The 23633-nt window shown below is 41.8% G+C and carries 24 protein-coding genes; 17 read left to right on the forward strand and 7 right to left on the reverse strand.

Features of this window, described 5'->3' with window-relative positions; genetic code table 11:
- Positions 1–139: 139 nt before the first annotated feature.
- Positions 140–757, reverse strand: a complete 618-nt coding sequence (locus tag QP775_RS02220) for a histidine phosphatase family protein (RefSeq protein ID WP_285103250.1) — start codon at positions 755–757, stop codon at positions 140–142.
- A 115-nt stretch (positions 758–872) separates the two neighbouring features.
- Here QP775_RS02220 and QP775_RS02225 point away from each other — a divergent pair, with 115 nt between their 5' ends.
- Positions 873–1781, forward strand: a complete 909-nt coding sequence (locus QP775_RS02225; protein ID WP_285103252.1) for a LysR family transcriptional regulator — start codon at positions 873–875, stop codon at positions 1779–1781.
- A gap of 191 nt (positions 1782–1972) precedes the next feature.
- On the forward strand, positions 1973–2356 hold the full coding sequence (locus QP775_RS02230) for an NAD(+) diphosphatase (RefSeq protein ID WP_285105662.1): 384 nt from the start codon (positions 1973–1975) through the stop codon (positions 2354–2356).
- A 173-nt stretch (positions 2357–2529) separates the two neighbouring features.
- Here QP775_RS02230 and QP775_RS02235 read toward each other — a convergent pair whose 3' ends face one another.
- Complete coding sequence (locus QP775_RS02235; RefSeq protein WP_285103254.1) at positions 2530–3165, reverse strand: TetR/AcrR family transcriptional regulator; 636 nt, start codon at positions 3163–3165, stop codon at positions 2530–2532.
- 166 nt (positions 3166–3331) lie between these two features.
- On the opposite strand from QP775_RS02235, the gene QP775_RS02240 reads away from it, so the two are divergent.
- The 4 genes from QP775_RS02240 to QP775_RS02255 all read left to right on the forward strand — a co-directional run bounded on the left by QP775_RS02240 (position 3332) and on the right by QP775_RS02255 (position 8030).
- A complete protein-coding gene (locus QP775_RS02240; RefSeq protein ID WP_285103256.1) occupies positions 3332–4249 on the forward strand; it encodes an SDR family oxidoreductase in 918 nt (305 codons plus the stop codon).
- A 340-nt stretch (positions 4250–4589) separates the two neighbouring features.
- The gene (locus QP775_RS02245) at positions 4590–5282 is read left to right on the forward strand and encodes a response regulator transcription factor (protein WP_285103258.1); all 693 of its coding nucleotides are present in this window, start codon (positions 4590–4592) and stop codon (positions 5280–5282) included.
- A complete protein-coding gene (locus tag QP775_RS02250) occupies positions 5260–6819 on the forward strand; it encodes a HAMP domain-containing sensor histidine kinase (RefSeq protein ID WP_285103260.1) in 1560 nt (519 codons plus the stop codon). The genes QP775_RS02245 and QP775_RS02250 overlap by 23 nt, the downstream gene beginning before the upstream one ends.
- A gap of 239 nt (positions 6820–7058) precedes the next feature.
- Positions 7059–8030, forward strand: a complete 972-nt coding sequence (locus QP775_RS02255; protein WP_239327414.1) for an ETX/MTX2 family pore-forming toxin — start codon at positions 7059–7061, stop codon at positions 8028–8030.
- A 187-nt stretch (positions 8031–8217) separates the two neighbouring features.
- On the opposite strand, the gene QP775_RS02260 is transcribed toward QP775_RS02255, so the two are convergent.
- Genes QP775_RS02260 through QP775_RS02270 form a run of 3 tightly spaced genes read right to left on the reverse strand, consistent with a single transcriptional unit; the run spans position 8218 to position 10590 of the window.
- On the reverse strand, positions 8218–9624 hold the full coding sequence (locus QP775_RS02260; protein ID WP_239327415.1) for a nucleoside recognition domain-containing protein: 1407 nt from the start codon (positions 9622–9624) through the stop codon (positions 8218–8220).
- A complete protein-coding gene (locus QP775_RS02265) occupies positions 9602–10336 on the reverse strand; it encodes a FeoB small GTPase domain-containing protein (protein WP_285103264.1) in 735 nt (244 codons plus the stop codon). The genes QP775_RS02260 and QP775_RS02265 overlap by 23 nt, the downstream gene beginning before the upstream one ends.
- Complete coding sequence (locus QP775_RS02270; RefSeq protein ID WP_285103266.1) at positions 10333–10590, reverse strand: FeoA family protein; 258 nt, start codon at positions 10588–10590, stop codon at positions 10333–10335. Before QP775_RS02270 ends, QP775_RS02265 begins: the two co-directional genes overlap by 4 nt.
- 369 nt (positions 10591–10959) lie before the next feature.
- Between QP775_RS02270 and QP775_RS02275 the strand changes: the two genes are divergently transcribed.
- From QP775_RS02275 to QP775_RS02315, 9 genes are all read left to right on the forward strand, one after another.
- Entirely contained in the window at positions 10960–11769 is an 810-nt protein-coding gene (locus tag QP775_RS02275; protein ID WP_239327418.1) for a TrmB family transcriptional regulator, read from the forward strand.
- Positions 11770–11849: 80 nt separating this feature from the next.
- A complete protein-coding gene (locus QP775_RS02280; RefSeq protein ID WP_239327419.1) occupies positions 11850–12578 on the forward strand; it encodes an AzlC family ABC transporter permease in 729 nt (242 codons plus the stop codon).
- Positions 12569–12895 carry an AzlD domain-containing protein gene (locus tag QP775_RS02285; RefSeq protein WP_239327420.1) on the forward strand — a complete coding sequence of 109 codons (327 nt, stop codon included), beginning with the start codon at positions 12569–12571 and terminating at the stop codon, positions 12893–12895. The genes QP775_RS02280 and QP775_RS02285 overlap by 10 nt, the downstream gene beginning before the upstream one ends.
- 387 nt (positions 12896–13282) lie before the next feature.
- Positions 13283–13843, forward strand: a complete 561-nt coding sequence (locus QP775_RS02290) for a quinolinate synthase (protein ID WP_285103270.1) — start codon at positions 13283–13285, stop codon at positions 13841–13843.
- Complete coding sequence (locus QP775_RS02295) at positions 13815–15338, forward strand: AAA family ATPase (protein WP_239327422.1); 1524 nt, start codon at positions 13815–13817, stop codon at positions 15336–15338. The genes QP775_RS02290 and QP775_RS02295 overlap by 29 nt, the downstream gene beginning before the upstream one ends.
- Positions 15339–15481: 143 nt before the next feature.
- Positions 15482–16354: a 3-hydroxyacyl-CoA dehydrogenase family protein gene (locus tag QP775_RS02300; RefSeq protein ID WP_239327423.1), complete on the forward strand. Its 873-nt coding sequence runs from the start codon at positions 15482–15484 to the stop codon at positions 16352–16354.
- Positions 16351–17568, forward strand: a complete 1218-nt coding sequence (locus QP775_RS02305; RefSeq protein WP_239327424.1) for an acetate/propionate family kinase — start codon at positions 16351–16353, stop codon at positions 17566–17568. The genes QP775_RS02300 and QP775_RS02305 overlap by 4 nt, the downstream gene beginning before the upstream one ends.
- 60 nt (positions 17569–17628) lie before the next feature.
- Positions 17629–18924: an asparagine--tRNA ligase gene (asnS, locus tag QP775_RS02310; RefSeq protein WP_285103274.1), complete on the forward strand. Its 1296-nt coding sequence runs from the start codon at positions 17629–17631 to the stop codon at positions 18922–18924.
- A 185-nt stretch (positions 18925–19109) separates the two neighbouring features.
- Positions 19110–19790: a DnaD domain-containing protein gene (locus tag QP775_RS02315; protein ID WP_239327426.1), complete on the forward strand. Its 681-nt coding sequence runs from the start codon at positions 19110–19112 to the stop codon at positions 19788–19790.
- A gap of 195 nt (positions 19791–19985) precedes the next feature.
- Here QP775_RS02315 and QP775_RS02320 read toward each other — a convergent pair whose 3' ends face one another.
- Together QP775_RS02320 and QP775_RS02325 are read right to left on the reverse strand one after the other, a co-directional pair.
- Positions 19986–20303 carry an HAD-IIB family hydrolase gene (locus QP775_RS02320; RefSeq protein ID WP_285103276.1) on the reverse strand — a complete coding sequence of 106 codons (318 nt, stop codon included), beginning with the start codon at positions 20301–20303 and terminating at the stop codon, positions 19986–19988.
- Positions 20233–20769 (reverse strand): HAD hydrolase family protein, encoded by a 537-nt coding sequence (locus tag QP775_RS02325; protein WP_285103278.1) that lies wholly within the window; start codon positions 20767–20769, stop codon positions 20233–20235. The genes QP775_RS02320 and QP775_RS02325 overlap by 71 nt, the downstream gene beginning before the upstream one ends.
- Positions 20770–21386: 617 nt before the next feature.
- On the opposite strand from QP775_RS02325, the gene QP775_RS02330 reads away from it, so the two are divergent.
- Positions 21387–22250, forward strand: a complete 864-nt coding sequence (locus QP775_RS02330; protein WP_239327428.1) for an alpha/beta fold hydrolase — start codon at positions 21387–21389, stop codon at positions 22248–22250.
- Between the two features lie 53 nt (positions 22251–22303).
- Positions 22304–23179, forward strand: coding sequence for a phosphotransferase family protein (locus tag QP775_RS02335; protein WP_239327429.1), 876 nt, complete (start codon positions 22304–22306; stop codon positions 23177–23179).
- The last annotated feature ends 454 nt before the right edge of the window (positions 23180–23633 follow it).

The following is a 23633-nucleotide window of genomic DNA, read 5'->3' on the forward strand; positions in this document are numbered from 1 at the left end:
TTTATTTTTCTATAAGGAACTGGAGAAAGCAGTAGTTTATTTAGATTCACTTGATGTAGCTTGATTTTGTCCAGTCTAGAGACAGACAGTATTAATATTTTGCTAGCAAGTGAGTAAAGAGTAATCGAACGAACGTCGATTACTCCCGGTAATGTGTGGTATCACCATATAAATCAACGTTCTGAACATTATTCTGAATAGTAACTTTACATAGTGCAGTTGGGTGAATGTCGGGCATGGTACCGATTTCATGCAGCTGTTTATTCATAAAATAGCTCATAATCGTTTTGAGGGTGATCCGGTGAGTTACAATAAGCACCTGTTGACCTTTGTGCTTTTCTAGAATCTCTTGGATCGTAGGAATTGTTCTTTGCCTTAATTCACTGTAGCTTTCTCCTTGACCAGTGGGTTGATATAGATGAGGTTTATGAAAAAAATGACTAAATGAGGTCGTGAAGTCTTGAGCGATTTGTTCGATATGTTGGCCTTCCCACAAACCCATGTTGATTTCTTTTAATGTGTCAAGTTGTATGATTTCATCTAATCGATAACCGGATATAATACTTGCGGTAGTTATCGCTCTGTGACTTGAGCTGCAATAGACAGCATCAAATGGAATGGCAGACAAGCGCTCTCCTAACCATTGGGCTTGTCGAACTCCAGTTTGTGTAAGCGGGGAGTCCTTATGCCCCTGCATCTTCTTCATTAGATTCCATTCGGTTTGACCATGACGGGTCAAATATAATGTAGTTTCCATCTTTAATTCCTCCATACCCTGTTGTAAATCTACATCTAGTATAAGGTTTAGATACATAATTAAATAATATATAATATCTAATATACATAAATAAATTATATAGGTGGAGATGCAGTTGAACCTTCATGTACTGCGACTATTTTATTATGTTGCGTTAACTGGCAGCGTAACTAAAGCTTCTGAAATACTGCATATCAGTCAACCGGCCATTTCGGCACAAATACGCAAATTTGAAAATGACAATGATATTCAACTATTGAAAATTCAGGGGAGAGGTCTGATGGTTACGCCGTTAGGAAGCAAGCTGATTAAGCCACTGGAAAAGTTGTTTTTAATAGAGGATCAGGTGCGGCTTTTGATTGAAGATCATCATAACTATCCGGAAGGGAAGTTACGAATTGCGGGAAATTATTTTGCAACAAGTCTACTAATTCCGAAGTGGGCATCCTTATTCAAACAAAAATTTTCCGCAGTTGAAGTTCATATTACGACAGTCAATTCTCATGATGCGATTGAGAAATTAATTAACTTTGAGGCGGATATAGCGATTTATAGCGATATTGGAATGCCATTCACCGATTCAGATTTATTTGAATCAAAAGAGCTGTACAGGGGGGAGTATATGTTTGTAGTCGCCCCCGGACATAAGTATGCCTTACAAAAAGTTTCATTTAAAGAAATAGCTTCTGAACCATTTATTATGAGAGAAGAGGGAAGTGCTGCGCGAGAAAGATTATTTCAGCTATGTCAGGAACAGCAGGTCGCCCTCCCTCGAATTGAATTGCAATTTAGCGGGGTGAATGAAACGATTCATGCCGTAAGGGCGGGTTATGGCGTAAGCTTTGTATCTTCTTTGGTTGCTGAACCTTTATTTGAGCAGGGGGTTCTTGCTCGAGTGGATGTGCAGGGGATTTATTCAGCCAATTCTATATTACTAGGCACAAGAAAAAAAGAGCATCAGGAAATGTATGTTAATGACTTCATTTCTTTAGTTGTCAATAATTTAGATACTAATCTCTATTAAGCCGCGGATAGTATAATAAAATGGACGATTGATTTCAAAGAAATGAAGGTGGATAAGAGATGAAGTATTGTTATGCTTGTGGAACTGAATTAGCTTCCAAGGAATGTGACAGCGAGGGACTGATTCCGTATTGTTAGGCTTGTGAAACATTTCGCTTTCCGATTTTTAGTACGGCAATTAGTACGGCTGTACTGAATAAAGAGCGGACCAAGGTGCTGCTGATCCGACAACACAATATGGTGGATTATATCCTGCTGGCTGGTTATGTTAATCGCGGGGAATCAGCAGAAGAGACGCTGATCCGTGAGGTGAAGGAAGAGGTAGGGCTGGATGTAGGAACATACAAGTACATGCGCAGTCTTTATTTCGAACGTTCTAATACATTGATGCTAAATTTCGTTTCTGTGACACATGATGAGACGCGGATGCAAATAAATGCAGAAGTTGATCATGCGCAGTGGTTTGCTTTTGATGAAGCCAGAAGGGTGATTATGAAAGGAAGCATGGCAGAGTCTTTCTTATTGACGATTCTTGAACACGTTGAAGCGGAAAATGCTAGGCAATTGAATAGCTGAGCTCAAAACAGCGAACACCTTAAAACACCTTTAAGTTGAAACTGCGACTAATGACTTATAATCGTAGAACTTAAAGGTGTTTTGTATGGATGAGCCTAATTGAAAGCTGTCTATCGTACGAATGGAAGGAATTGATTTCATTACTATGACGTAATTGTGATGCCATGAATAGATTAGTTCAGCTTTTGAATCAATGTCGAAACTATAACTTCCATTGCATTCTCGTCAAGCGCCGATAGATGTGTGGGACTGATCATCTGGTGAGCTTTCATTTGATAAAAATCAAGAATAGATCGCTTCATGGTAATGTCGTATTGAATAGAAAACGAGGGATCTAACAAACGTCGTAAAACGAGTTCATCTTGCATCATAAAAATGTCGGAATTTACAGGGTTAAAAACTCCCTCCTGTATACCCGCAACAAAAAATTGCTTCAGTTGTTGATTGCGTTCTTTTTGTGCAAGCATAATCTTCTCATGCAGCGCAGGGAATAAGGTAAGAAGATCTTGTAGAAAAATATCCGATACATAGGCAGCAAGCATTAACGATTGCTCGGAAATATGCTGAAATTGCTGCACAAAAGTGGTGCTGTTATCGGCAGACACCTCTTGACCACGGATATAGTTTGTATATAGATAGACGACAGACTCCACAATTTCCTCTTTGGATTGGAAATGTTTATATAAAGTCGCTTTGCTGATATCCATATATTTTGCAATATCATCCATCTTTAAAGTGCTGAGGCCGTTCTTCCGCATGTAAGGCATAATCTTATATAAATATTTCTCTCGTTTATTCGCTGCTGTCATCGTAACATCACCCTTATGTCTTTGTAACCTAATTATAACCTACAATAGAAATCAAATAAACAAAATGAACAAATTAAACTAAATATATAAAATTAGTATACTTTGTATACATGGTGTGCTATGCTGTCTGCAGCGATATCCAAACGTAAAACGAGGAGTGTATACGATGCAGGCAACTAGTTTTAATCAAATCGTGTTAATTACGGGAGTAAGTAGTGGTTTCGGGCAACTAATTGTAACAACTGTGGCAAAGGCGGGGCACACGGTGTATGCCACTATGCGAGACATTCATGGGAAAAATGCTGATAAAGCAGATGAATACAGACGTATGGCTGAACAATCAAATTTGAAGGTTTATGTACTTGAAGTGGATGTAACTTCATCTGTGCAGGTGGAGCAAGCCGTGAATGAAATAATAGCAATTGAGGGTCGTATAGATGTTGTTGTAAACAATGCAGGAATTGGCGCATTCGGGGCCTCAGAAGCGTTTACGATCGAACAATACGAACATATGCTTAATACAAATCTGCTTGGTTCATTTCGGGTGGATAAAGCCGTATTACCCTTCATGCGTGCGCAAAAATCAGGCTTGTTAGTTCAGATTTCATCCATCGGAGCCCGATGTATTTCCCCATTTTTCGGGTTATATTGCTCAACAAAGTCTGCTGTTGAAACGATGGCAGAGTCGCTGCGTTATGAGCTGTCTAATCTAGGAATAGACTCCGTAATTATCGAACCTGGGGCATTCGCTACACAATTTGCACATAATAATCAACTTCCTCAAGAGCAAGATCGAGCAGCAGCTTATGAATTTATGATTCCGATATTTCAACAGATCATACAAGAGTTTGAACAGATCACACGTGATCCCAACTTGCCAACCAATCCTCAATTGGTCGCAGATGCAGTGTTAGAGCTGATTCAAACTCCGGCGGGAGAAAGACCATTACGCACCGTTGTTGGGATGGATCCCGGTGTTGCGCCTATAAATGAAGCTACGGAACAGTTGCAATTTCGTACGATGGAGCAGCGTGGCATTGGGCATTTGGTGGATATAGAAGCGGCTCGGGCTCATCATAGCTAAGTTCTGCAAAACTGAGGGGGAATCGATTGCTTTATAGTCATTCGCTGCCAGCATTACGAGCGCCATCGTGGTACAGGTCAGACGTGTGAAGTAGAAAGTTTCGCACTTTACCTGTTTGAAGCGTGATACGATTCAGTAGGGCATTATCAATGGGTGCACCTCTTGGTACATCCTTTTGGTAATGCCTTTTTGCGTTACTACATGCTAGAAATCGGGAGGATGATGACCATACATCGCCCAAAAATTCAACCCTATGTGGAATAAAATGTGAATGCTATGATGGGATCAAGCTAGATGATCAAGGATTGCTTCAGCATCTCTTTTATAAGGAGTCTTAACGATGAAAACCATTATGATTATTGAAGACGAGATGGCTATTTCACTAGTTCTGTCAGCCTATATCCAGAAGGCTGGTTATAACTGCGTGGTCTTTGCGCAGGGGAATGAGGCACTTGAGCAGTTGGAATCGATCCAGCCCGCACTTATTTTACTTGATATCATCCTGCCAGGGATGGACGGATGGCAGATTTTGCACGAGATACGATGCAGAAACGCCTGTCCCGTCATCATGCTCACGGCTAAAGGAGATATTAGGGACCGCCTTTGTGGATTAAACAATGGCGCGGATGATTACGTTACGAAGCCATTTGAGCCTGCAGAGGTAGTAGCCAGAGTCCAAGCCGTATTACGTAGGCCACCACAGACTATAATTACAGAACATCAGAAGCATTATGGAAGTCTTAGAATCGATTTCAAAACCCGCACGGTTTACTTGAATGGAGCTAGCTTGTCTATAACTCCCAAAGACTTAGCTTTGCTGCTTTTCCTTGCTGAACATCCCAATCAAATTTTTCACCGTGAGCAATTGATCGAACGCGTATGGGGAATGGATTACGATGGAAGTGATCGTGCTGTGGACCACGCGATCAAACGTCTGCGTCAAGTGCTGATCCATTTGCCATCGGAAGAAGCCGAGATTCGGACGTTGCGGGGAACGGGGTATCAGTTCTATGCCAACAACAAGAACGGCTAGTCGAAACACCTTGCTTCGGTATTGGACTGTGCGTTATGTGATCACGTTAAGTATAGGTTTGCTTATTATCGGAATTTCTTCTATTGCATGGCTTAAACATGAGGCATTGACTCGTCGATTACATCATGTGCAGAGCTTTGCAATGGAGGCAGCACAATATGTAACCACCGATCGTGGTAACATGGTTGTGCCAGACCAGTTCTATGAGTGGATTGATCTTAATCAAAGGCGCCATAAGCTGCCCGGACAATTTGGTTTAACCCTATTTAATCAAGCAGGCGATATTTTGTTCTATAAAAGTGCCCCTGTTAAAGCGGGTCCATCTTCCTCAAAAGGAGCAAAACCTGCTCCACCCCCCTATAACCTAGGTAAGCAAGTCCCATCTGCAAATAGGCCAGACACGCACACCAGTGAAGGTTCAAGTTATGATCCAGCATTTCCATTTCCGCCGCCACTTGAAGATACGATAATCATCAATGAGGTCGACTATTATTATCGAATTATTGTCCCAGTTCGTGTTCACCATTCCGTGATCGGGACCATTGCTATTTCTTATGCCAAGAAGGAGCTTACCGATATCAGCCAACAGTATGGACTGATTATTTCGCTGCTGCTTTTATCGGGTTTGCTTGGCTGGTCGATCCTTTATTTAATGCTGCGTAAATTAACGAAGCCGATTCATGAGGTTGTGCAGGCGTTTAAACGAATCGAGGCAGGAGACTACCGATTGCTATTGCAGGAGCATGTAAAAGAGCAGGAGATTTACGATCTTCTAGTTTACTTCAACGTAATGGCAGCCAGACTGGAGCAATTGGAGCAGTTGCGTGCAGAATTGATTGCCGGAGTAACCCACGAACTGCGAACGCCGATCACATCGATCCGGGGACTTACTCGTGCAGTCAGAGATCAAATCGTTGCCTCTAGCGAAGCAGACGAATTTCTGGATATTTCGTTAAATGAAACGAAGCGGCTGGAGCAGATGGTATCAGATTTGCTTGATTTTAATTCTTTTATTTCCGGAAACATTAGAATTCATTTACAGGCTGTTGATCTAGGCAAGCTGTTGAGTGATATCATCCATCACTGGAGCCTGATCTATCAGGATGATAGCTTAGTTATACAACTCGATATACCTGCTCGAACACGAATGGTGTATGGGGATACCGGCCGTATTCAACAAATTATCGTCAATCTTCTACATAATAGCCGGCAAGCGATCGGCAGCAACGGTAAAATTTCCATTTCTCTATCGGAGTATTCAAGCACACATTATGAAGTCCAGTTTAAGGATAACGGCTTAGGCATTCCTATTGGTGAACAGCTCCGTATATTTGAACGGTATTACCGGGGTCAGAACAAGAAGCCTGCGGTGCATGGACTAGGGCTTGGACTTACAATAAGTCGAATGTTGGCGGAGGCGATGAGCGGGACACTGATTTTGGTAGAAAGCTCTCCCCAAGGAACAACATTTCAGCTTCTGCTTTCTAAAGTTCCAGAGAACATGAATATCGTACATCGTTCAAACTGTGTCCAATAAAACGCTTTTAAAATAAATAAATTCGATTCGGATTTTGCCACACTGCTGCCACACGATCCGATTATTCTGAGATTGTTCGAACTGCTCGATGATCGTGTCGGAGGTGGTACCAATGATTGTCTCAAAATAAAGTGGGTTTCAGTTTCATACTTAATTAGATCTTAGCAAACTCCAATTTATTTGACTTTTATAGTGGATTTATTAAATGTTAACAAAGGTTGAAAGGTGGTTTTAATAATATGTCAAATGTGGTTGAGTACAATACAATTGTGTCAAAGGCAAGAACACATGACAATAAGTTATTAGTCATCACAGCGTCCGAAAAAGAAGATAAGCTATATGTATCTCCACAGCAGTATGGCAATGACCATCAACTGTGGGAAAAAAGACAGGTGCGCAGTGGTGACACAAATGCATATGCGCTTGTGAATAAGGCAACAGGCACCTGCATAGGAAGGAAGGACGCCACTAACGGTTCCAAACTTTACTTGGAATCCGTCTCCGAAGCAGACGTAAACGGCTTGATGGTATGGCGGGATGATCACGTGACAGGAACTCACAACGCGATTAATAGTTATGTCGACTGGGAACAAAAGGTGAATATTCCAGGGAACGGCCCGTATGCTGATGGGAATGTCCTTGTTACTTGGGAGTGGTCTAAGGGTCAGCCCAATGAGCTGTGGGTATTTGTCCCAGACAAAAAAACAATCAGTGTGAAGCGAATGGACTTTCAGATGGATAAGGCAATCATATTAAATAGTGTACCCATAGTTTCCTCCAAACAAATCGTTAGCAATCATACGGATACAGAGCAAACCCAGAAAGTGACCCTTTCCTTTTCCAAAGGGTACACGTACAGTTTTACGCGCGAAAGAGGGATCAAAATATCAGAAACGGTTAAATTTAAAGGAGGCTTGCCTTTGGTAGGCGAGTCAGAAGTTGAAATTGTGGTCGAGGGTTCGCGCACTTATTCTGAAACCAACACACAAGAAGATACACAAGAAATAACGACAGAGGTTCCGGTTGTCCTGCCGCCCCGCAAATCAATTGAAGTGTCTGCTATTTTATTACAGGGGATCATTGATGTTCCTTATACGGTTACGTTCGACATTGAATACCCAGGTAAAAAGGTAGAAGAAACCGTCTCTGGCAAGTATACAGGAGTAAACACATTTACGATGAAAACGGATTTTAAGCTGTTGGGGGACTGAATGAACAGATAGTTGCTGGATACAGCGTAAGCGTTAAATGGATTATGAGCTACTATGTAAATAAGGCTTATAGAGTAGAGAATATAAGCCCAGTTGTACTAACTAAAGAAGTAACGGAACAGCAAAAACAGCCTCCTTGCAATAGCCAATTGGCTATTGCAAGGAGGCTGTTTTGTTTGCAGGTTCACTATACCCAGCCAAGCAATCTTGCTGTCTGAGCAACAATAAACGTAACCGCAACGGCAATACCTAGCGGAATTACAGCTGAGAGTACCGTCCACTTCGCACTTTTAGTCTCTTTATAAATATTAAATAATGTAGTTCCGCATGGATAATGAAGCAATGAGAACAGCATCATATTTAAAGCAGTGAGCCAAGTCCAGCCATGCTGGAGGAATATATCTTTGATGTTATCGAGTCCATCGGCATCCACCATTGCACCAGAAGACATGTAACCCATTAATAAAATAGGAAGCACGATCTCATTCGCAGGCAAACCAAGCAAGAAGGCCATAATAATATAACCGTCTAGTCCAATTAAGTGACCAAATGGCTCAAAGAACCCAGCCATGTGGGCCAGAATGCTGTCACCACCGATAAATATGTTCCCTAATATCCACGTGATTACCCCAGCTGGGGCGGCTACAACGACGGCACGAGTCAATACATTCAAAGATTTGTCACGCGACGACAATAAGATGGTCTTCCAAATTTGCGGCCTGCGGTAAGGCGGCAATTCAAGCGTGTAATGGGTAGGGACACCACGCAGTGCCGTCTTAGACATCACCCAGGACACAGTAAGTGTCACGACGATGCCAAACAATACCATTCCCATGACAACACCCGCTGTTGCTAATGACTGCAGTCCACCGCCAACTCCAGCGGCCATAAACAAGGAAGATAGCAGGATCAGTGTAGGCCAGCGGCCATTGCACGGCACAAAGTTGTTCGTCAGAATCGCGAGCATTCGCTCACGTGGTGACTCGATGATCCGAGTAGACAATATCGCTGCGGCATTACAGCCAAATCCCATTGACATCGTCAGGGCTTGTTTGCCATGGCCACCTGACTTTTTGAACAGTCGATCCATATTAAAAGCGACACGTGGTAAGTAACCGAAATTCTCCAACAAGGCGAACACGGGGAAGAAGATTGCCATTGGCGGCAGCATTACGCTTATTACCCACGCAGTCCCGCGGAAGAAGCCGAGTACGAGTACGCCGTGCAGCCACGCGGGCGCATGAACAGCTTGGAATCCTGCTGTTAAGTAACCCTCGATCACCCCGAAGAAGTCAGCGATCCAGCCTGACGGGACATTTGCCCCTGTAATCGTAATCCAGAAAACTACACCTAAAATAGCAAACATAATAGGGTAGCCCCATATCTTAGAGGTGAGTACTTTGTCTAATTTATAAGTGCTCTGCAGTTTCTTTTTGTCTTCATATTGGACGGCCAATTTACAGATTTCCCGGCTTTTGCTGTAGATGTCACTAACCAGTTCATCCCGAATAGAAGCACCTTGCGAAATCGTGCGAGCTGCGCCGAGCAGGGAATCAAGCGGATCAGTGGTGTTAGTGGCAAGCGGTGCGTCCATAACTGATCTCCTCCTTTTGCTGCTCCATCACAGGCTGCTCTTGAAGCTTTGCTCTTAAAGATGAGATTAAGCTCTCATCCTCATCCAATAGTCTTAAAGCTACCCAGCGAGCAGGAAATCTGTCGCCTAAGGTTTGTCGGATCATCGGCTCCAACTGAGCAATCTTGCTTTCAATGTCGTTGTTATAAGTGATGGGAACAGGCCTAGGAACATTTTGACCCGAAGCGACCTCAGCAACCCTGTCTAACAAGGTATCAATACCAGTCTTATTGCGAGCAGATACAGCTACAACAGGTACACCAAGCTGGCTTGCAATCTGGTCGGTATCTACCCGAATGCCAAGCTTCTTTGCTTCATCGATCAGATTGATACATACAACGACACGAGAAGTCATCTCGAGCACTTGGAGTGCCAGATTCAGGTTGCGTTCCAACGAGGTAGCGTCCAGTACAACAATCGTCACATCGGGCTGTTCAAAAATAATATAGTCTCGTGCCACTTCCTCATCCGCGGAATTTGAGTATAAAGAATAAGTACCAGGCAGATCGATCATTCGAAAGGATATATCCTTATGGACAAATTCACCCTCAGCGGACACGACTGTCTTTCCGGCCCAATTGCCTGTATGTTGACGAAGCCCTGTCAGGGTGTTAAAAAGTGTACTTTTTCCCGTGTTGGGATTGCCCGCCAGAGCTACAGCGTAAGGTCTCATAGCAAATCCCCCTCCTCGTATTGCCCGTAGATAAGGGAGCTTTCTTCTATTCGCAGTGCAATGGTTGTATTGTTAACTCGGAATGCGGTTGGATCACCGAGTGGGCTCTTCTGGAGCACTTCAATTACGTTGCCAGGCACGAATCCGAGATCAAGCAGCCGTCTGCGCAGCACGCCCTGGACTTCGATGCGTTCCAAACGTACATAACGACCTGTGCTTGCATCAGCTAAAGATAGACTTGATGTTGTTGTCATAAGAGCATCCTCCCTTTCATGTTAGTTTAGAGACAAAGTGTTTACCTAGGGCAAAAAGAAAATTGTATTATGGTATATGTACAGACGAAGTAATTTGTTATTTAGTATAGGGCAATTGTATTTCCATGACAACAAAATCTTTCGCAAGGGCAAAACTTAAGTGTTATTTGACAGTCTAATTGGCTGTGTTTGATTGTCTGAAGAGCGTCTGAAAGGACTACCACGCTGCTAATGGTAAATTGTTAATTGGCGTTTATATGTCAGTACCCACTTACATGGTTTGTTGAATATCGGGAGCCTTAAATAACTTTGACATCTAATTTGCTTTGTTTTATAGTGAGTACTACACTAACTACTAAAGGAGTTATCATGGAAGAACTTTATAAAGAACTTCAGAAGTGGGGCTTTTCGCAATATGAATGTAAAGCATATATAGGGCTTTTAAAAAACTACCCCATTACGGGATATGAAATAAGTAAAAGGTCAGGTGTACCTCGTTCAACGATATACGAAGTTTTGGCAAAATTAATAGATAAAGGTGCGGTTTATACCGTACCTTCTGATCCTGTAACCTATGCACCCTTGCCAGCAAAAGAGTTAATCCGCAGATTGCGTAATAACTTCGAAAATTCTATGGAGTATCTTGAAAAGAATTTATCTGCTTTAGAAAGCGAACAAGAAGTAAATGCAGTTCGCCGCATCAGCAGTGATGAGCGTGTTGCAGCCGAAATGATTGACATCATAGATAAAGCAGAAGAAGAAATATGGCTATCGATTTGGGAACCACAAGTCTCATGTATAAAAAGGGCGATAGATAGGCGTGTACATGATGATATTCATGTTTTTTCTATTCTTTTCGGGGCACCTGAGATTGAGCTTGGTGCAACCACCCATCACAATTATATGACTCCCAAAGTAGCTGAGGAACGTATGAATGGTCGATTAACGATTGTTGCACGAGACAATAAAGAAGTATTAATTGCAAATTTTTCTGCAAATACACCTGCATGGGCCATAAAAACAGAAGATCCAGCACTTGTATTAATTGCGATGGAATACATCAGGCATGACATTATGTTCTCAGAATTAGTTAAAGAAGTTGGTCCAGAGAAAACAGAAGCCCTCTGGAAAAACGACCCTAATTTATTTCATGTGGTTACTGGAAAACGGTTCAAATAAATTGAACCGTATTTTCTTTCATTTTTTCCGTAGTAGTTAGTGTGTTAGCTTCTATTTTTTGCGAAGAAGGAGGGAATAAAGTGAGTTTGTCAAACGTCCAAATAAATTCGTCTCAGAGAGATGAAGAAAGCTTTATCAAAGGGGTAAAAGACTGTATCCCTACGCTACTGGGTTACTTAAGCATCGGAATAGCAGCTGGAGTTATCCAAAAGACCGCGGGGTTAAGTATAGCTGAAATAGCTCTGATGTCATTAATTCTCTATGCTGGCTCAGCTCAGTTTATTGCTGCTGGAATGATAGCAACAAGCAGTTCTCATACGGCCATTATTATTACTATTTTCTTTGTTAATCTTCGTCATATCTTACTTAGTGCAGCATTAGCACCTTATTTCCGGCATCTTTCCCCACTTCGGAACATGCTGGTAGGTTCTCTACTCACGGATGAGACATTCGGTGTCGCTATTAGCGAGACTGCGAGAAAAAAGAAAATCAGTGAAAAATGGATGCATGGCCTCAACATAACTGCTTATGTCAATTGGCTTATAGCAAATCTAGCGGGGGCATTTTTGGCACAATGGATTTCAAATCCTGAAAAATTCGGTCTAGAATTTGCCTTGCCAGCTATGTTTATTGGAATTCTTATGTTGACAATGTTAGGTCGAAATAAAATCAAACTTGATATAGTTGTTGCAAGTATAGCAGTTGTTATTGCTGTAGGTAGTACTTTTATGATGTCTAGCAGTATGGGCGTTATTGTTGCTACAATTGTTGCTTCAACAATCGGAATGGTGGTTGAAAAATGGAAGTAAGATGGGAAGTTTTTTTGATTATTTTAGGGGCAGCTTTTGTGACCTTTATTCCAAGGGTAGTTCCTCTTATGGTGCTAAGCCGTTTCGAATTACCAAAATGGGCAATGCGGTGGTTAAATTTTGTGCCCATTTCTGTTATTGCTGCTTTAATTGGACAAGAGATATTTACACATGATGGAAAGATTACATCCCTCACTACGAACCTTGAATTTTTTGCAGCCATACCTACATTCTATATTGCGGTAAAAACACGTAGTTTACTGGGAACTGTTCTGGGTGGAATTATTTCCATCATAGTTTTACGTCTTTTGTTTTAAAATGTAAATTCATTAATTGGACAAGCTACACCTTTTAATACATCAGACCTTGCACGAAAGAATAACTAGTTTATAGTAAGTGCATATTTCGTGGATTAGAAAAGAGAGAGTTAAGAGACATTTTACTTACCAGTTTAGCAAGTTACAATTCTTATTGGTTCGGAATTCAGTTTGATCTATATTCACTTGGAACTCTTTAAATTGGAATAGGTAAAGATCATATTTTTTAGTATGGGTCATATCATTCTTACCAATCATTACATTGCTCAGTTGATATATCATTGTGATATACTTCTATATGTATTATTTGATATAAAATTATAAACAATCTTTCCCTATATAACCGTCTAGCTTCTTTTTTATTAGTCCATAAAGGAGTGATACAGATTGAAACAAATTCGTTGGGTTCCATTGATATCAACTATCCTTATTAGTGGCAGCATATTATTTGGTGGCTGGTATATTTACCGACATCAGCTTATGGAAGCACCGCTGCAGACCAACATTAAAGATATAAGCCATGTACAGCAAGCAGAAGTGAATTGGCAGCCGAAGCAGGTGGCTATTAAGCTGCGAGTCACCCCGGATAGTGATATACGCGAGATTGTACAGAATGTATATAAAGTAACGGCAAAGCAGGCCCAGCAGCGTACAGTAGATATTCAGGTCATAAACGATAAAACGTCGCCGAAGCTGGAAAAGTGGTGGTCTGAAGCTTTATTTCCAGTAGCAGAGGCTATGGCACATCAACGCTATGGAGATATACCCGATAAGCTAGCAAGCCTAGCCAAAGATAAAGGCGTTAAGGTGCAGACCGAGATGGACAACCAGTATGTATATGTAACGGTTAAGGATGATGAAGGCAACAGCAAAGTCGTGTTATTGCCATTACAAGGACAACCAATGGGGGTGTGGCCAAATGCGAAATCGGACGATGGCGTGGCCTGAGTTAGCGATCGGTTTGTCGATCGTCATACTTGCTTTTCTTGCTTACATTGGTATTAATGTGTGGCCGATTGTCATTGCGGCTGCGGCTATCGGTATTTTGGCTTTTGCAGCACGATATCGCAGTAAAGCTACAGGGATGACCGGCGGCAACGGCAGCACACGTTCGAAGTCACGATCCGCTAAGGTACAATCCATTGGATTTGAAAGGATTGGCGGTCAAGATCGTGCGAAGCATGAACTTGTTGAAGCTTTGGACTTTCTTGTCAGACCGGAAGCCATTAAAAAATTTGGCATCCGCCCCTTAAAGGGGATTCTGCTGACAGGACCACCGGGTACAGGCAAGACGTTGATGGCAAAAGCTGCAGCGAGTTATGCAGATGCCGTCTTTCTTGGCGCATCAGGTAGTGAATTCGTGGAGATGTATGTGGGTGTAGGCGCAGGACGTATTCGTAGTTTATTTAAAGATGCACGTCAGCTCGCTGCCAAAGAAAAGAAGGAAAACGCGATTATTTTTATCGATGAAATTGATGTGATTGGTGGAAAGCGTGAAGGCGGTCAGCAGAAGGAATATGACCAGACGCTTAATCAATTATTAACAGAGATGGATGGTTTGTATGCAGATGAGATGCCTCGTATACTGATTATGGCAGCAACCAATCGCAAAGAAATGCTTGACGGTGCGCTGCTGCGCCCAGGACGGTTTGATCGACATATTCAGGTGGATCTTCCCGATAAGAAAGGCAGACAGCATATCTTGGAACTGCATACTTTGAACAAACCGATTGCAGATGAAGTACAGCTTGAAAAGATTGCAGAAGAGACATTTGGTTTCTCCGGTGCTCAGCTTGAAAGCGTGCTGAACGAAGGTGCTATTTATGCAATGCGCGAAGAAAAAGAGCAGATTGAGATGCGCCATCTGTCACTGGCCATCGATAAAGTGATGATGGGGGAGAAGACGGATCGGGAGACGAACCAGGAAGAACGACGCCGTGTCGCTTTGCATGAACTCGGTCATGCTATTGTGGCGGAAATAGTTCGTCCGGGCAGTGTATCCCAAGTGTCGCTTAGTCCAAGGGGCCAAGCGTTAGGGTATGTTCGACATCAGCCTCAGCAGGAAAAATATTTATATACATTACCATTTCTGGAAGAACAGATTATGATCTCTCTTGGCGGCGCTGTGGCGGAAGAAATGTTCTATGGCCATCGGAGTACAGGCTCGCAAGGAGACTTTGATCAGGCATTAAACATAGTGGAGACCATGGTAAACGCAGGTCTGACAAGTCTTGGTATAGTTAAAATGAAGCATGTATCGATTGAGGCTTTGTCTGCTGAGATGAATACCATCATGGAGCAATTAACGGCACGGACTAGACAGATGTTGGAACAGCATCGGGATACGTTCCAGCATTCGTTGGAGAAGCTGATTCAAGATGAGCAGCTTTCGGGGGACGATTTCCGGTGTCTAATATGTGAAAGTAAACAATTACCAGCGTGAAAATGCGCTGGTAATCTCCTTTTTTTAACCTTAAACATGTTAAGATATCGTTAGGTACCTATGCGTTAATCCTTTTGATAACGATACCCCATGTTCGGGTACAATACCAGAAGAGCATAGAAACATGAAAGGTGGAAGAGACCATGTTTTTCAAAAAAATCGGCGTCATTGGCGGCGGTACAATGGGCCAAGGCATCGCAGAAATGCTTGCTGTGAAAGGCCTGGACGTGCTGTTGGTGGAGCAAACGCCGGAGAAGCTAAACCATGCTTATGAAATGATCGAAACAAGCTTGGACAAGCAATTGGAGAAATGGGCCATTACACAAGCCGAGAAGAAGCTTATCTTGTCCCGCATTCACAAAGTAACTCATCTCGCTGAACTTAGCGCTTGTGACATGGTAATTGAGACGATCTCGGAAGATTTGGAAGCGAAGAAAGCGATCTTCGCGGAGCTTGATCGTGTCTGCCCTAGCAGTATCATTCTGGCAAGCAATACATCGACTTTGTCGTTGACTGAGCTTGCAAGTACGACTAAATATCCTGAGCGTGTCATTGGCATGCACTTTATTTATCCAGTATCCAAGGTTGACTTGGTTGAAATTATCCGTGGGTTGAAGACTTCGGACGCAACGTTCTCGGAAACGAAACGTTTTGTAGAGGAAGTTGTACAGAAGAAAGGCGTTATGGTTTATGAATCGCCTGGCTTCGTTACTACACGGATTATTTGCATTCTTATCAATGAAGCGCTGCATGTGCTTCAAGAAGGCGTTGCAACTGCAGAAGACATCGACAATGCGATGAGAATCGGATATAATTTCCAATATGGCCCGCTTGAAATGGCAGACCGTTTTGGCTTAGATTCGGTATTGGCGGCTATGGAGCGTATGTTCCGTGAATTCGGAGATATCAAGTATCGTCCTTCCGTGTTGTTGAAAAAGATGGTTCGCGCTAACCAACTCGGTATTAAGACCGGCGTCGGATTCTTCAAGTATGACAAGGATGGGGATAGACTATGAAAATTCTCGTAATTAACGCAGGAAGCTCCTCGCTTAAATATCAAATTTACGACATGACGACAGAAGCCGTCTTGGCGGCAGGTCGAGTGGAACGTATTGGCATGGATTCATCCATCCTCGTTCACGAACCACATCATGTAGACGAGATTACTGAGGTTAGTGAAATACTAGACCACACAACAGCAATCCGTAAAGTGTTGGATAAGTTGACTGACCCTCAGGTTGGTGTTGTCGGTTCGATCGGCGAAATTGAGGCTGTTGGTCATCGTGTCGTTCACGGCGGCGAGACGTTTAAGAGTTCTGTACTCGTGGATTCCGAGGTTAAATCGGAAATTCGTCGTTTGTTTGACTTGGCGCCGCTACATAACCCAGCTTGTATGATGGGAATCAAAGCGGCTGAAGCCAACATGCCTAACGTGCCGCAGGCAGTTGTATTTGATACAGCTTTCCATCAAACGATGCCTGCTAAAGCGTATATGTATGCCATTCCTAAAGTGTTGTACAAGAAACACAAAATCCGTCGTTATGGCTTCCATGGAACTTCCCATGATTATGTGAGCAAACGTGCGGCACTGGTTGTTGATCGTCCACTGGAGGATCTGAAGATTATTACTTGTCACATCGGTAATGGTGGCAGCTTGACGGCTGTCAAAGGCGGCGTGTCGGTCGATACAACGATGGGTATGACTCCGCTTGAAGGCTTGATGATGGGTACCCGTAGTGGTGACCTTGATCCAGCAATCGTACCATTTACGATGATGAAGGAAGACTTAACGGTCAATGAAGTGAATTCCATGCTTAACAAGCATAGCGGCTTGTTGGCTGTGTCCGGGCTATCCAGTGATATGCGTGAGATTACAGACGGCATGGAAGCAGGCGAACCGAATGCGACTCTAGCATTTGAGATGTATGAGTACCGTCTTCGTAAGTATATCGGTGCATATGCGGCAGCAATGGACGGTGTGGACGTGATTGTCTTTACTGCTGGTGTTGGGGAGAACTCTGCGATTGTTCGTAAGCACGTGTGTGACAACCTGACATTCTTGGGCGTAGAAATTGACCAAGAGTTGAATAAGGTTCGTTCGAAGGAACCACGTGTCATTTCTACACCTAACTCACGAGTAGCGGTACTTGTTGTCCCTACGAACGAGGAGCTTATGATTGCACGCGATACGTATCGCCTTGCACAAGAAGCTAACTCTAACAAAGCATAAGCATACGCTTCCGGTGCCATGAGGGCTGTGGCGAATTAACAAATAGGGGAGATCGAAACGATGGCGACAACTTGTGTCATTCGTGAAGTAAGCAAACATGTGGGCGCGGAAGTCCGCATTGGCTGCTGGCTGCACAACAAGCGCAAGAGCGGTAAAATTCAATTTCTGCAATTACGCGACGGTACGGGATTTATGCAGGGTGTCGCGGTGAAGACAGAACTGTCGGAGGAAGCTTGGGAAGCGGCGAAGAGCCTGACTCAAGAGAGCTCCTTATATGTGACAGGGGTTGTACGGGAGGAGCCACGCTCCAAGTCCGGTTTTGAATTGACGGTTACGAATGTAGAAGTCATTCAAATTACGCAGGACTATCCGATTACACCAAAGGAACATGGCGTTGATTTCTTGATGGATCACCGTCATCTGTGGCTGCGTGCACCTAAGCAGCGTGCAGTCATGGCGATTCGTGGCCAAATTATCGCAGCTGTGCAGCAGTTCTTTAATGATCGTGGGTTTACGTTAATGGATCCTCCGATCTTAACACCTTCTTCTTGTGAAGGCACAACGGAGCTTTTCCATACGAAATACTTCGAAGAAGATGCGTTCTTGACGCAAAGTGGTCAGCTTTATATGGAAGCGGCGGCTATGGCACTTGGTAAAGTATATTCCTTTGGACCAACGTTCCGTGCCGAGAAATCCAAAACTAGACGCCACCTGATCGAGTTTTGGATGATTGAGCCGGAGATGGCGTTTGTAGACCACGATGAGAACTTGCGTGTGCAGGAACAATTTGTGTCGCATATCGTACAATCCGTCTTGACCAATTGCAAGTCTGAGCTGGAAACGTTGGAGCGCGACACAACCAAGCTGGAAAAGGTTGTCGGAGCATTCCCACGCATCACGTATGACGATGCAATTAAATTCCTGCAAGAGAAGGGCTTTGACATCCCGTGGGGCGAAGATTTTGGTGCGCCACATGAGACAGCAATCGCTGAGCAGTATGAGACACCTGTCTTTATTACGCATTATCCGACGAAGATTAAGGCATTCTATATGAAGCCAGATCCTTCGAACCCAGACGTCGTGCTTTGTGCGGATATGATTGCGCCTGAAGGTTATGGTGAGATTATTGGCGGATCACAGCGGATTGACGATCCTGAATTGATGGCAGAACGCTTCCGCGAGCATGACTTAGCAGCTGAAGCTTACCAATGGTATATGGATCTTCGCAAATACGGTACAGTTCCTCACTCAGGCTTTGGTCTTGGGCTAGAACGTACAGTAGCTTGGATCTGCGGACTGGATCACGTACGCGAGACAATTCCGTTCCCACGTATGCTGTACCGCTTGTATCCTTAAACTAATAAATTACCTATCATCCCGTATCACTTCGTTGTGATACGGGATGTGTTGTCTATGTGGACATGGGACTTACTAAACTTGCCAAAGTATGAGACAATGTAAAGGTTGTGAAGAAGAACAGAGATCACTAAGCCATCAGTATAGGGATAAACTTACTCAAAATACATAAAGGGGGAGCGATCATGAGTGGAGAAGCTTATCGGGCTTATGCTAAAGGCATATCACACGCATTGATGACAGGTCAGGTATCGCTGCCTTATTTGCTGCTTAAGCATTATAAGCGGCTTGGACTTACGGATACGGATACGATGGTTATCATTCATTTGACCGCATTTAAACAAAATGAGTGGAAGGACTTCCCAACTATTGAAGAAATTCAAGAGCGCATGAGTGTTCCTGCAAGCCATGTGATTACTTCCCTGCAGCGTATGATGAAGGATGGTTTTCTGACCATTGATGAAGAAATTGATCCGGAATCGGGTGTTCAATTTGAACGCTACAATTTAACAGGTTTATACGACAAGCTTGGCCATCTGTTAACTGATGAGGCAATCGCTGAACGCAAGCGACAGCGTGCTGCTGCGCCCGCAGCCGGAGAGCAAGAATCATTAAACTTGTTCGAGATATTCGAGAAGGAATTTGGCCGTCCGTTGTCTCCGATGGAATATGAGACGATTGCTGGCTGGATAGATGACGATCGGTATGCACTGGAGCTTATCCTGCTAGCCTTAAAGGAAGCGGTATTTGCAGGCAAAATACATTTCAGATACATCGACCGTATTCTATTGGAGTGGAGTCGAAATAAAATTCAGACCGTCGAAGAGGCTCGCGCACATACTCAAAAATTTAGAGGATCACGATGACGCGGCGTTAAATGATACTTTCCCATTAGGAATGAAGAACGTGATCCATTTATCACTATAATCAATCATGTTATTCTGGCATGACTGATTATAGTGATAGTAAATTTGCGGATCAGTTGAACAAACAGTTCGTTTATGATCTTATCAAGGCAAGGCATGCTCAAATATATGTGCTTCATCTCAGCGGTCGAGCTATTAAATTACATTTAATGTTTTAAGTGCATGGTATATTCCATCATCGTCTACATTTTTTGTTATAAAATCGGCCTTTTCCTTCAATCCTTCTCGCGCATTCCCCATAGCGACTCCAATTCGAACTGTTTGTAACATCTCGATATCATTGATCCCATCACCAAAGGCAATAGCTTCATCTGCGCTAAAATTAAAATGTTGAAGTACTTTTTGAATTGCATTCGCTTTGTTATTGCCTTTTCTCTCTATATTATATGCGTTTGGAATGTTTTCTCCCCAATGGTAAAAATTGAAGTTCGGTCGAGATGTTATGATAATCATTGATATTACCATTACTTAAAAATAAACACATACCCATATATTCAACTTTACGATGAGGGAATATACTTGGGATTTCGTGACAGTCAATATTTTTTAATATAGGTAGTGCTACCTCTTTTGCTAATCCATTGGAATAACTATCTTCTACACCAAAACAAGACAGATGATCCCCGTTTAAGCTGCATATTTGCACTAAATGATCAAAATCATTTTGAGAAATCGGATCTTTATAGACTTCTTCGTGACCTAATCTAACATATGAGCCACTACAATTAATAAAATTTTGAACCTTAAGTAATCTGCCGACTGATTTAGTAAAAAAATAGGAGCGCCCGGTGGCTAATACAACTTGGATACCTTTGCTATGCAATGCTTTAATGCTTTGAATAGTTGAGATAGGTACTTGATCGGTTTGATTATCGACAATAGTACCGTCTAGATCAAAAAATACAATCTTTATAGTCAATGTCGTTCCTCCTTTATCTGTGGGTCCATCTCATCAAACTATAATAAGGCAAAACATTAAATAAACTATTAATTAGCAAACTTTTTTGGTCAAATGTAGTATATCATTCCTCATCCCAATAGATTTTTATCCGATCGCAAATTATCGGTACAATAAAATGGATAGAGTTGTTAATTAACGGCAAGTTCAGGTTAAAGGATGAACGGACTGCCCAGACCATAACTGTCAGTTAAGTCGTGATGGATGGTATTAAGCAGTATGAAGCTGCTAATTGATACAGGGAGGCGTAGATTTGTAAAAAAGATTGATTATTTGTAATAAAAATTTATAAAAATCACCTCTTTTTCATTCTTTGAGGTGATCTTTTGATGGGTATTTATGTTATATTAATGTTTATCTTGTAAGAAACTGTACTTAAACCTAACGGTGCAGTTTAGTAGAAGAAGGATTTTTGAATATATTAGCGAATAACAAGTCAAGATGGAATTAAGGTTTCATCTTAAATGGGGTATCCAAAAACGGCTATTATTCACTTGAATCATAGCCTAATTAAATTAATGAATGAGATAACTTTTAAATAAGACGTGTAAGAAAATACGGATATAAAAGAGGCCTATATGAGTATTTACAAAACACCATCTGGAAGAGAAATGTCACTTAAGCTTTATGAAGCTCAATTGAAGAAATTGGATTATTCCTGCGAGGATATTTACGTGCATACTCGTTTTGGGAAAACACATATCATTGAAACTGGCAATCTATCGGGTGAACCATTGTTAGTATTTCATGGTGGAAATAGTACAACTGCCTATAATTTATTAATGTACAAATTCCTGCTTAAGCATTTTCACATCTATGCGGTTGATATTATTGGGCACCCTGGAAAAAGTGATGAGGTTCATCTCTCTCCTCGCAATTATGATTATGGAAAGTGGGCAAGCGATGTTATAACAGCGCTTGGATTTGATAAAATAGCTTGTTTTGGGGTTTCATTTGGAGGCGGAGTTCTGGCAAAATTGATGTGTACCGCACCGGAGAAAGTAAAGAAATCTGTATTAATTGTGCCATCAGGCATTAACAATGCCTTTCCAATCAGTACTGTAAAAATGATGATACCACTCCTCAAATATAAACTAACAAAGAAAGAAAAATATATAAAAGAAACAGCTTTATTTATGGCTATTAAAGAAGAAATTCTTGATATAGATACTTTGGATATGGTGAAAGATAGTTTTGATCATGTAAAAACAAAAGTGGGGATGCCATCCAATGTGAGTGAACAATTAATGCAACAGTGCAAAGCGCCAACACTTATTATGGCAGGAGAAAAAGATTGTTTATTTCCAGCGAAAAAAGTATTACCAAGGGCGAAAAGAATCATTCCAAATAACACGACTCATATGTTAAAAGGGTGCGGGCACATGCATATGATGCCAGAGCGTGAAAAGAACATGATCATTGATTTCTTTAGTGTTTTGTAACTTGAAAGTCCTTTGAAAAATAAAGAAAGAGACAAAAAAGGGGGGATTACTAAATGACTAATAATTTTATTGAAAATATTCAATTGTTTTATTCTGACCTTCCCATTGAAGACTGTTATTTTAATGAAATTGGACAGAATAATGATGTGTTAATTGTAAACAAATCTTTGGTTTTTAGATTTCCAAAATATAAAAATGGAATAGTTCAATTAAGAAGAGAGACGGAAATTTTGAATTATATTAAAGGTATCGTCTCCACACCTATTCCGAATCCAATTTATCAGTCTTTTGAAGAGTTAGAACCAGGTAAGGTCTTCACTGGCTATAACCTAATAGATGGTGTTCCTTTGTGGAAGGAAAGTTTAACAGGTGTTAAGAGTGTTGAATTGGTTAAAGGGTTGGCAAAACAACTTGTTTCTTTTCTAGTAGAACTCCATTCTATTTCAGAAGAAAAAGCAAGTCGAGATTTGAAACTAGAGGTTTGTAATCCTCGTGAAGAGATGGGTAACCTATATGATAAGATTCAAAATAAATTATTTCCATTTATCAGAAAAAACGCTCAAAAGGAAATATCACATTCCTTTGAAACGTTCCTAAAAGGCGAAAGATTTTCAAATTTAGAAATGACACTTATACACGGAGATTTTGGAGCGTCTAACATCTTGTGGAATCCAGAGACAAGTATGGTTTCAGGGATAATAGATTTTGGTGGTTCTGGCTTAGGAGATCCAGCGTATGACTTTGCTGGAATACTTTCCAGCTATGGTGAAGATTTTTTTGATATGTGTATTAACCTGTATCCTAACGGGAATGAAATATCTGAACGAGTGCAATTTTATAAAAGTACATTTGCTTTACAAGAAGCATTACACGGAATTGAGCATGACGATCGACAGGCTTTTGAAAGTGGAATTAAAGATTATAGATAGATTGCTAGTTCAACGAATATACTTTAATGTTTGTACCAAATATTTACTTGATATTTCATATATTGATTTATTTGTTGTTGACTTTGTGGAAAATGAATGCTAGTGTTAATTTCAATAATTATATATGAGGCATTGATCAGAGAAATGATCTCCTTCACGGACTGTCCAGAGAGAGAAGTGTAAGCTGAAAGCTTCTTCCGTTACGGATGTGAGATTACCCCTTTGTAGCTGTGGCATTGAACCCCTAGATCTATTGATCTTGGCAGTATGTGGCACCGACTTATCCTCGATAACGGATACTAATAAGGACCTTATCCTTCATGCACGGGCAATAGCGCGGTATGACTTGGTAATGGTCGAATTAGGGTGGAACCACGAGCTGAACGCACTCGTCCCTTAGTGGAAAGAGGCGTTTTTTTGCGTTCAAATTCATAATGATAAAGAATGGAGACGA

Origin of the sequence: Paenibacillus sp. UMB4589-SE434 (assembly GCF_030226685.1) — a bacterium.
Classification (GTDB): domain Bacteria; phylum Bacillota; class Bacilli; order Paenibacillales; family Paenibacillaceae; genus Paenibacillus_B.

What these genes read in the sequence shown, in the direction of transcription:
- QP775_RS02300 (WP_239327423.1), top strand. Translation starts at nt 15,482, where the DNA reads ATGTTTTTCAAAAAAATCGGCGTCATTGGCGGCGGTACAATGGGCCAA.
- QP775_RS02335 (WP_239327429.1), top strand. Translation starts at nt 22,304, where the DNA reads ATGACTAATAATTTTATTGAAAATATTCAATTGTTTTATTCTGACCTT.
- QP775_RS02220 (WP_285103250.1), bottom strand. Translation starts at nt 757, where the DNA reads ATGGAAACTACATTATATTTGACCCGTCATGGTCAAACCGAATGGAAT.
- QP775_RS02295 (WP_239327422.1), top strand. Translation starts at nt 13,815, where the DNA reads ATGCGAAATCGGACGATGGCGTGGCCTGAGTTAGCGATCGGTTTGTCG.
- QP775_RS02330 (WP_239327428.1), top strand. Translation starts at nt 21,387, where the DNA reads ATGAGTATTTACAAAACACCATCTGGAAGAGAAATGTCACTTAAGCTT.
- QP775_RS02265 (WP_285103264.1), bottom strand. Translation starts at nt 10,336, where the DNA reads ATGAGACCTTACGCTGTAGCTCTGGCGGGCAATCCCAACACGGGAAAA.
- QP775_RS02245 (WP_285103258.1), top strand. Translation starts at nt 4,590, where the DNA reads ATGAAAACCATTATGATTATTGAAGACGAGATGGCTATTTCACTAGTT.
- QP775_RS02270 (WP_285103266.1), bottom strand. Translation starts at nt 10,590, where the DNA reads ATGACAACAACATCAAGTCTATCTTTAGCTGATGCAAGCACAGGTCGT.
- asnS (WP_285103274.1), top strand. Translation starts at nt 17,629, where the DNA reads ATGGCGACAACTTGTGTCATTCGTGAAGTAAGCAAACATGTGGGCGCG.
- QP775_RS02250 (WP_285103260.1), top strand. Translation starts at nt 5,260, where the DNA reads ATGCCAACAACAAGAACGGCTAGTCGAAACACCTTGCTTCGGTATTGG.
- QP775_RS02240 (WP_285103256.1), top strand. Translation starts at nt 3,332, where the DNA reads ATGCAGGCAACTAGTTTTAATCAAATCGTGTTAATTACGGGAGTAAGT.
- QP775_RS02305 (WP_239327424.1), top strand. Translation starts at nt 16,351, where the DNA reads ATGAAAATTCTCGTAATTAACGCAGGAAGCTCCTCGCTTAAATATCAA.
- QP775_RS02320 (WP_285103276.1), bottom strand. Translation starts at nt 20,303, where the DNA reads ATGATTATCATAACATCTCGACCGAACTTCAATTTTTACCATTGGGGA.
- QP775_RS02235 (WP_285103254.1), bottom strand. Translation starts at nt 3,165, where the DNA reads ATGACAGCAGCGAATAAACGAGAGAAATATTTATATAAGATTATGCCT.
- QP775_RS02285 (WP_239327420.1), top strand. Translation starts at nt 12,569, where the DNA reads ATGGAAGTAAGATGGGAAGTTTTTTTGATTATTTTAGGGGCAGCTTTT.
- QP775_RS02315 (WP_239327426.1), top strand. Translation starts at nt 19,110, where the DNA reads ATGAGTGGAGAAGCTTATCGGGCTTATGCTAAAGGCATATCACACGCA.
- QP775_RS02260 (WP_239327415.1), bottom strand. Translation starts at nt 9,624, where the DNA reads ATGGACGCACCGCTTGCCACTAACACCACTGATCCGCTTGATTCCCTG.
- QP775_RS02255 (WP_239327414.1), top strand. Translation starts at nt 7,059, where the DNA reads ATGTCAAATGTGGTTGAGTACAATACAATTGTGTCAAAGGCAAGAACA.
- QP775_RS02275 (WP_239327418.1), top strand. Translation starts at nt 10,960, where the DNA reads ATGGAAGAACTTTATAAAGAACTTCAGAAGTGGGGCTTTTCGCAATAT.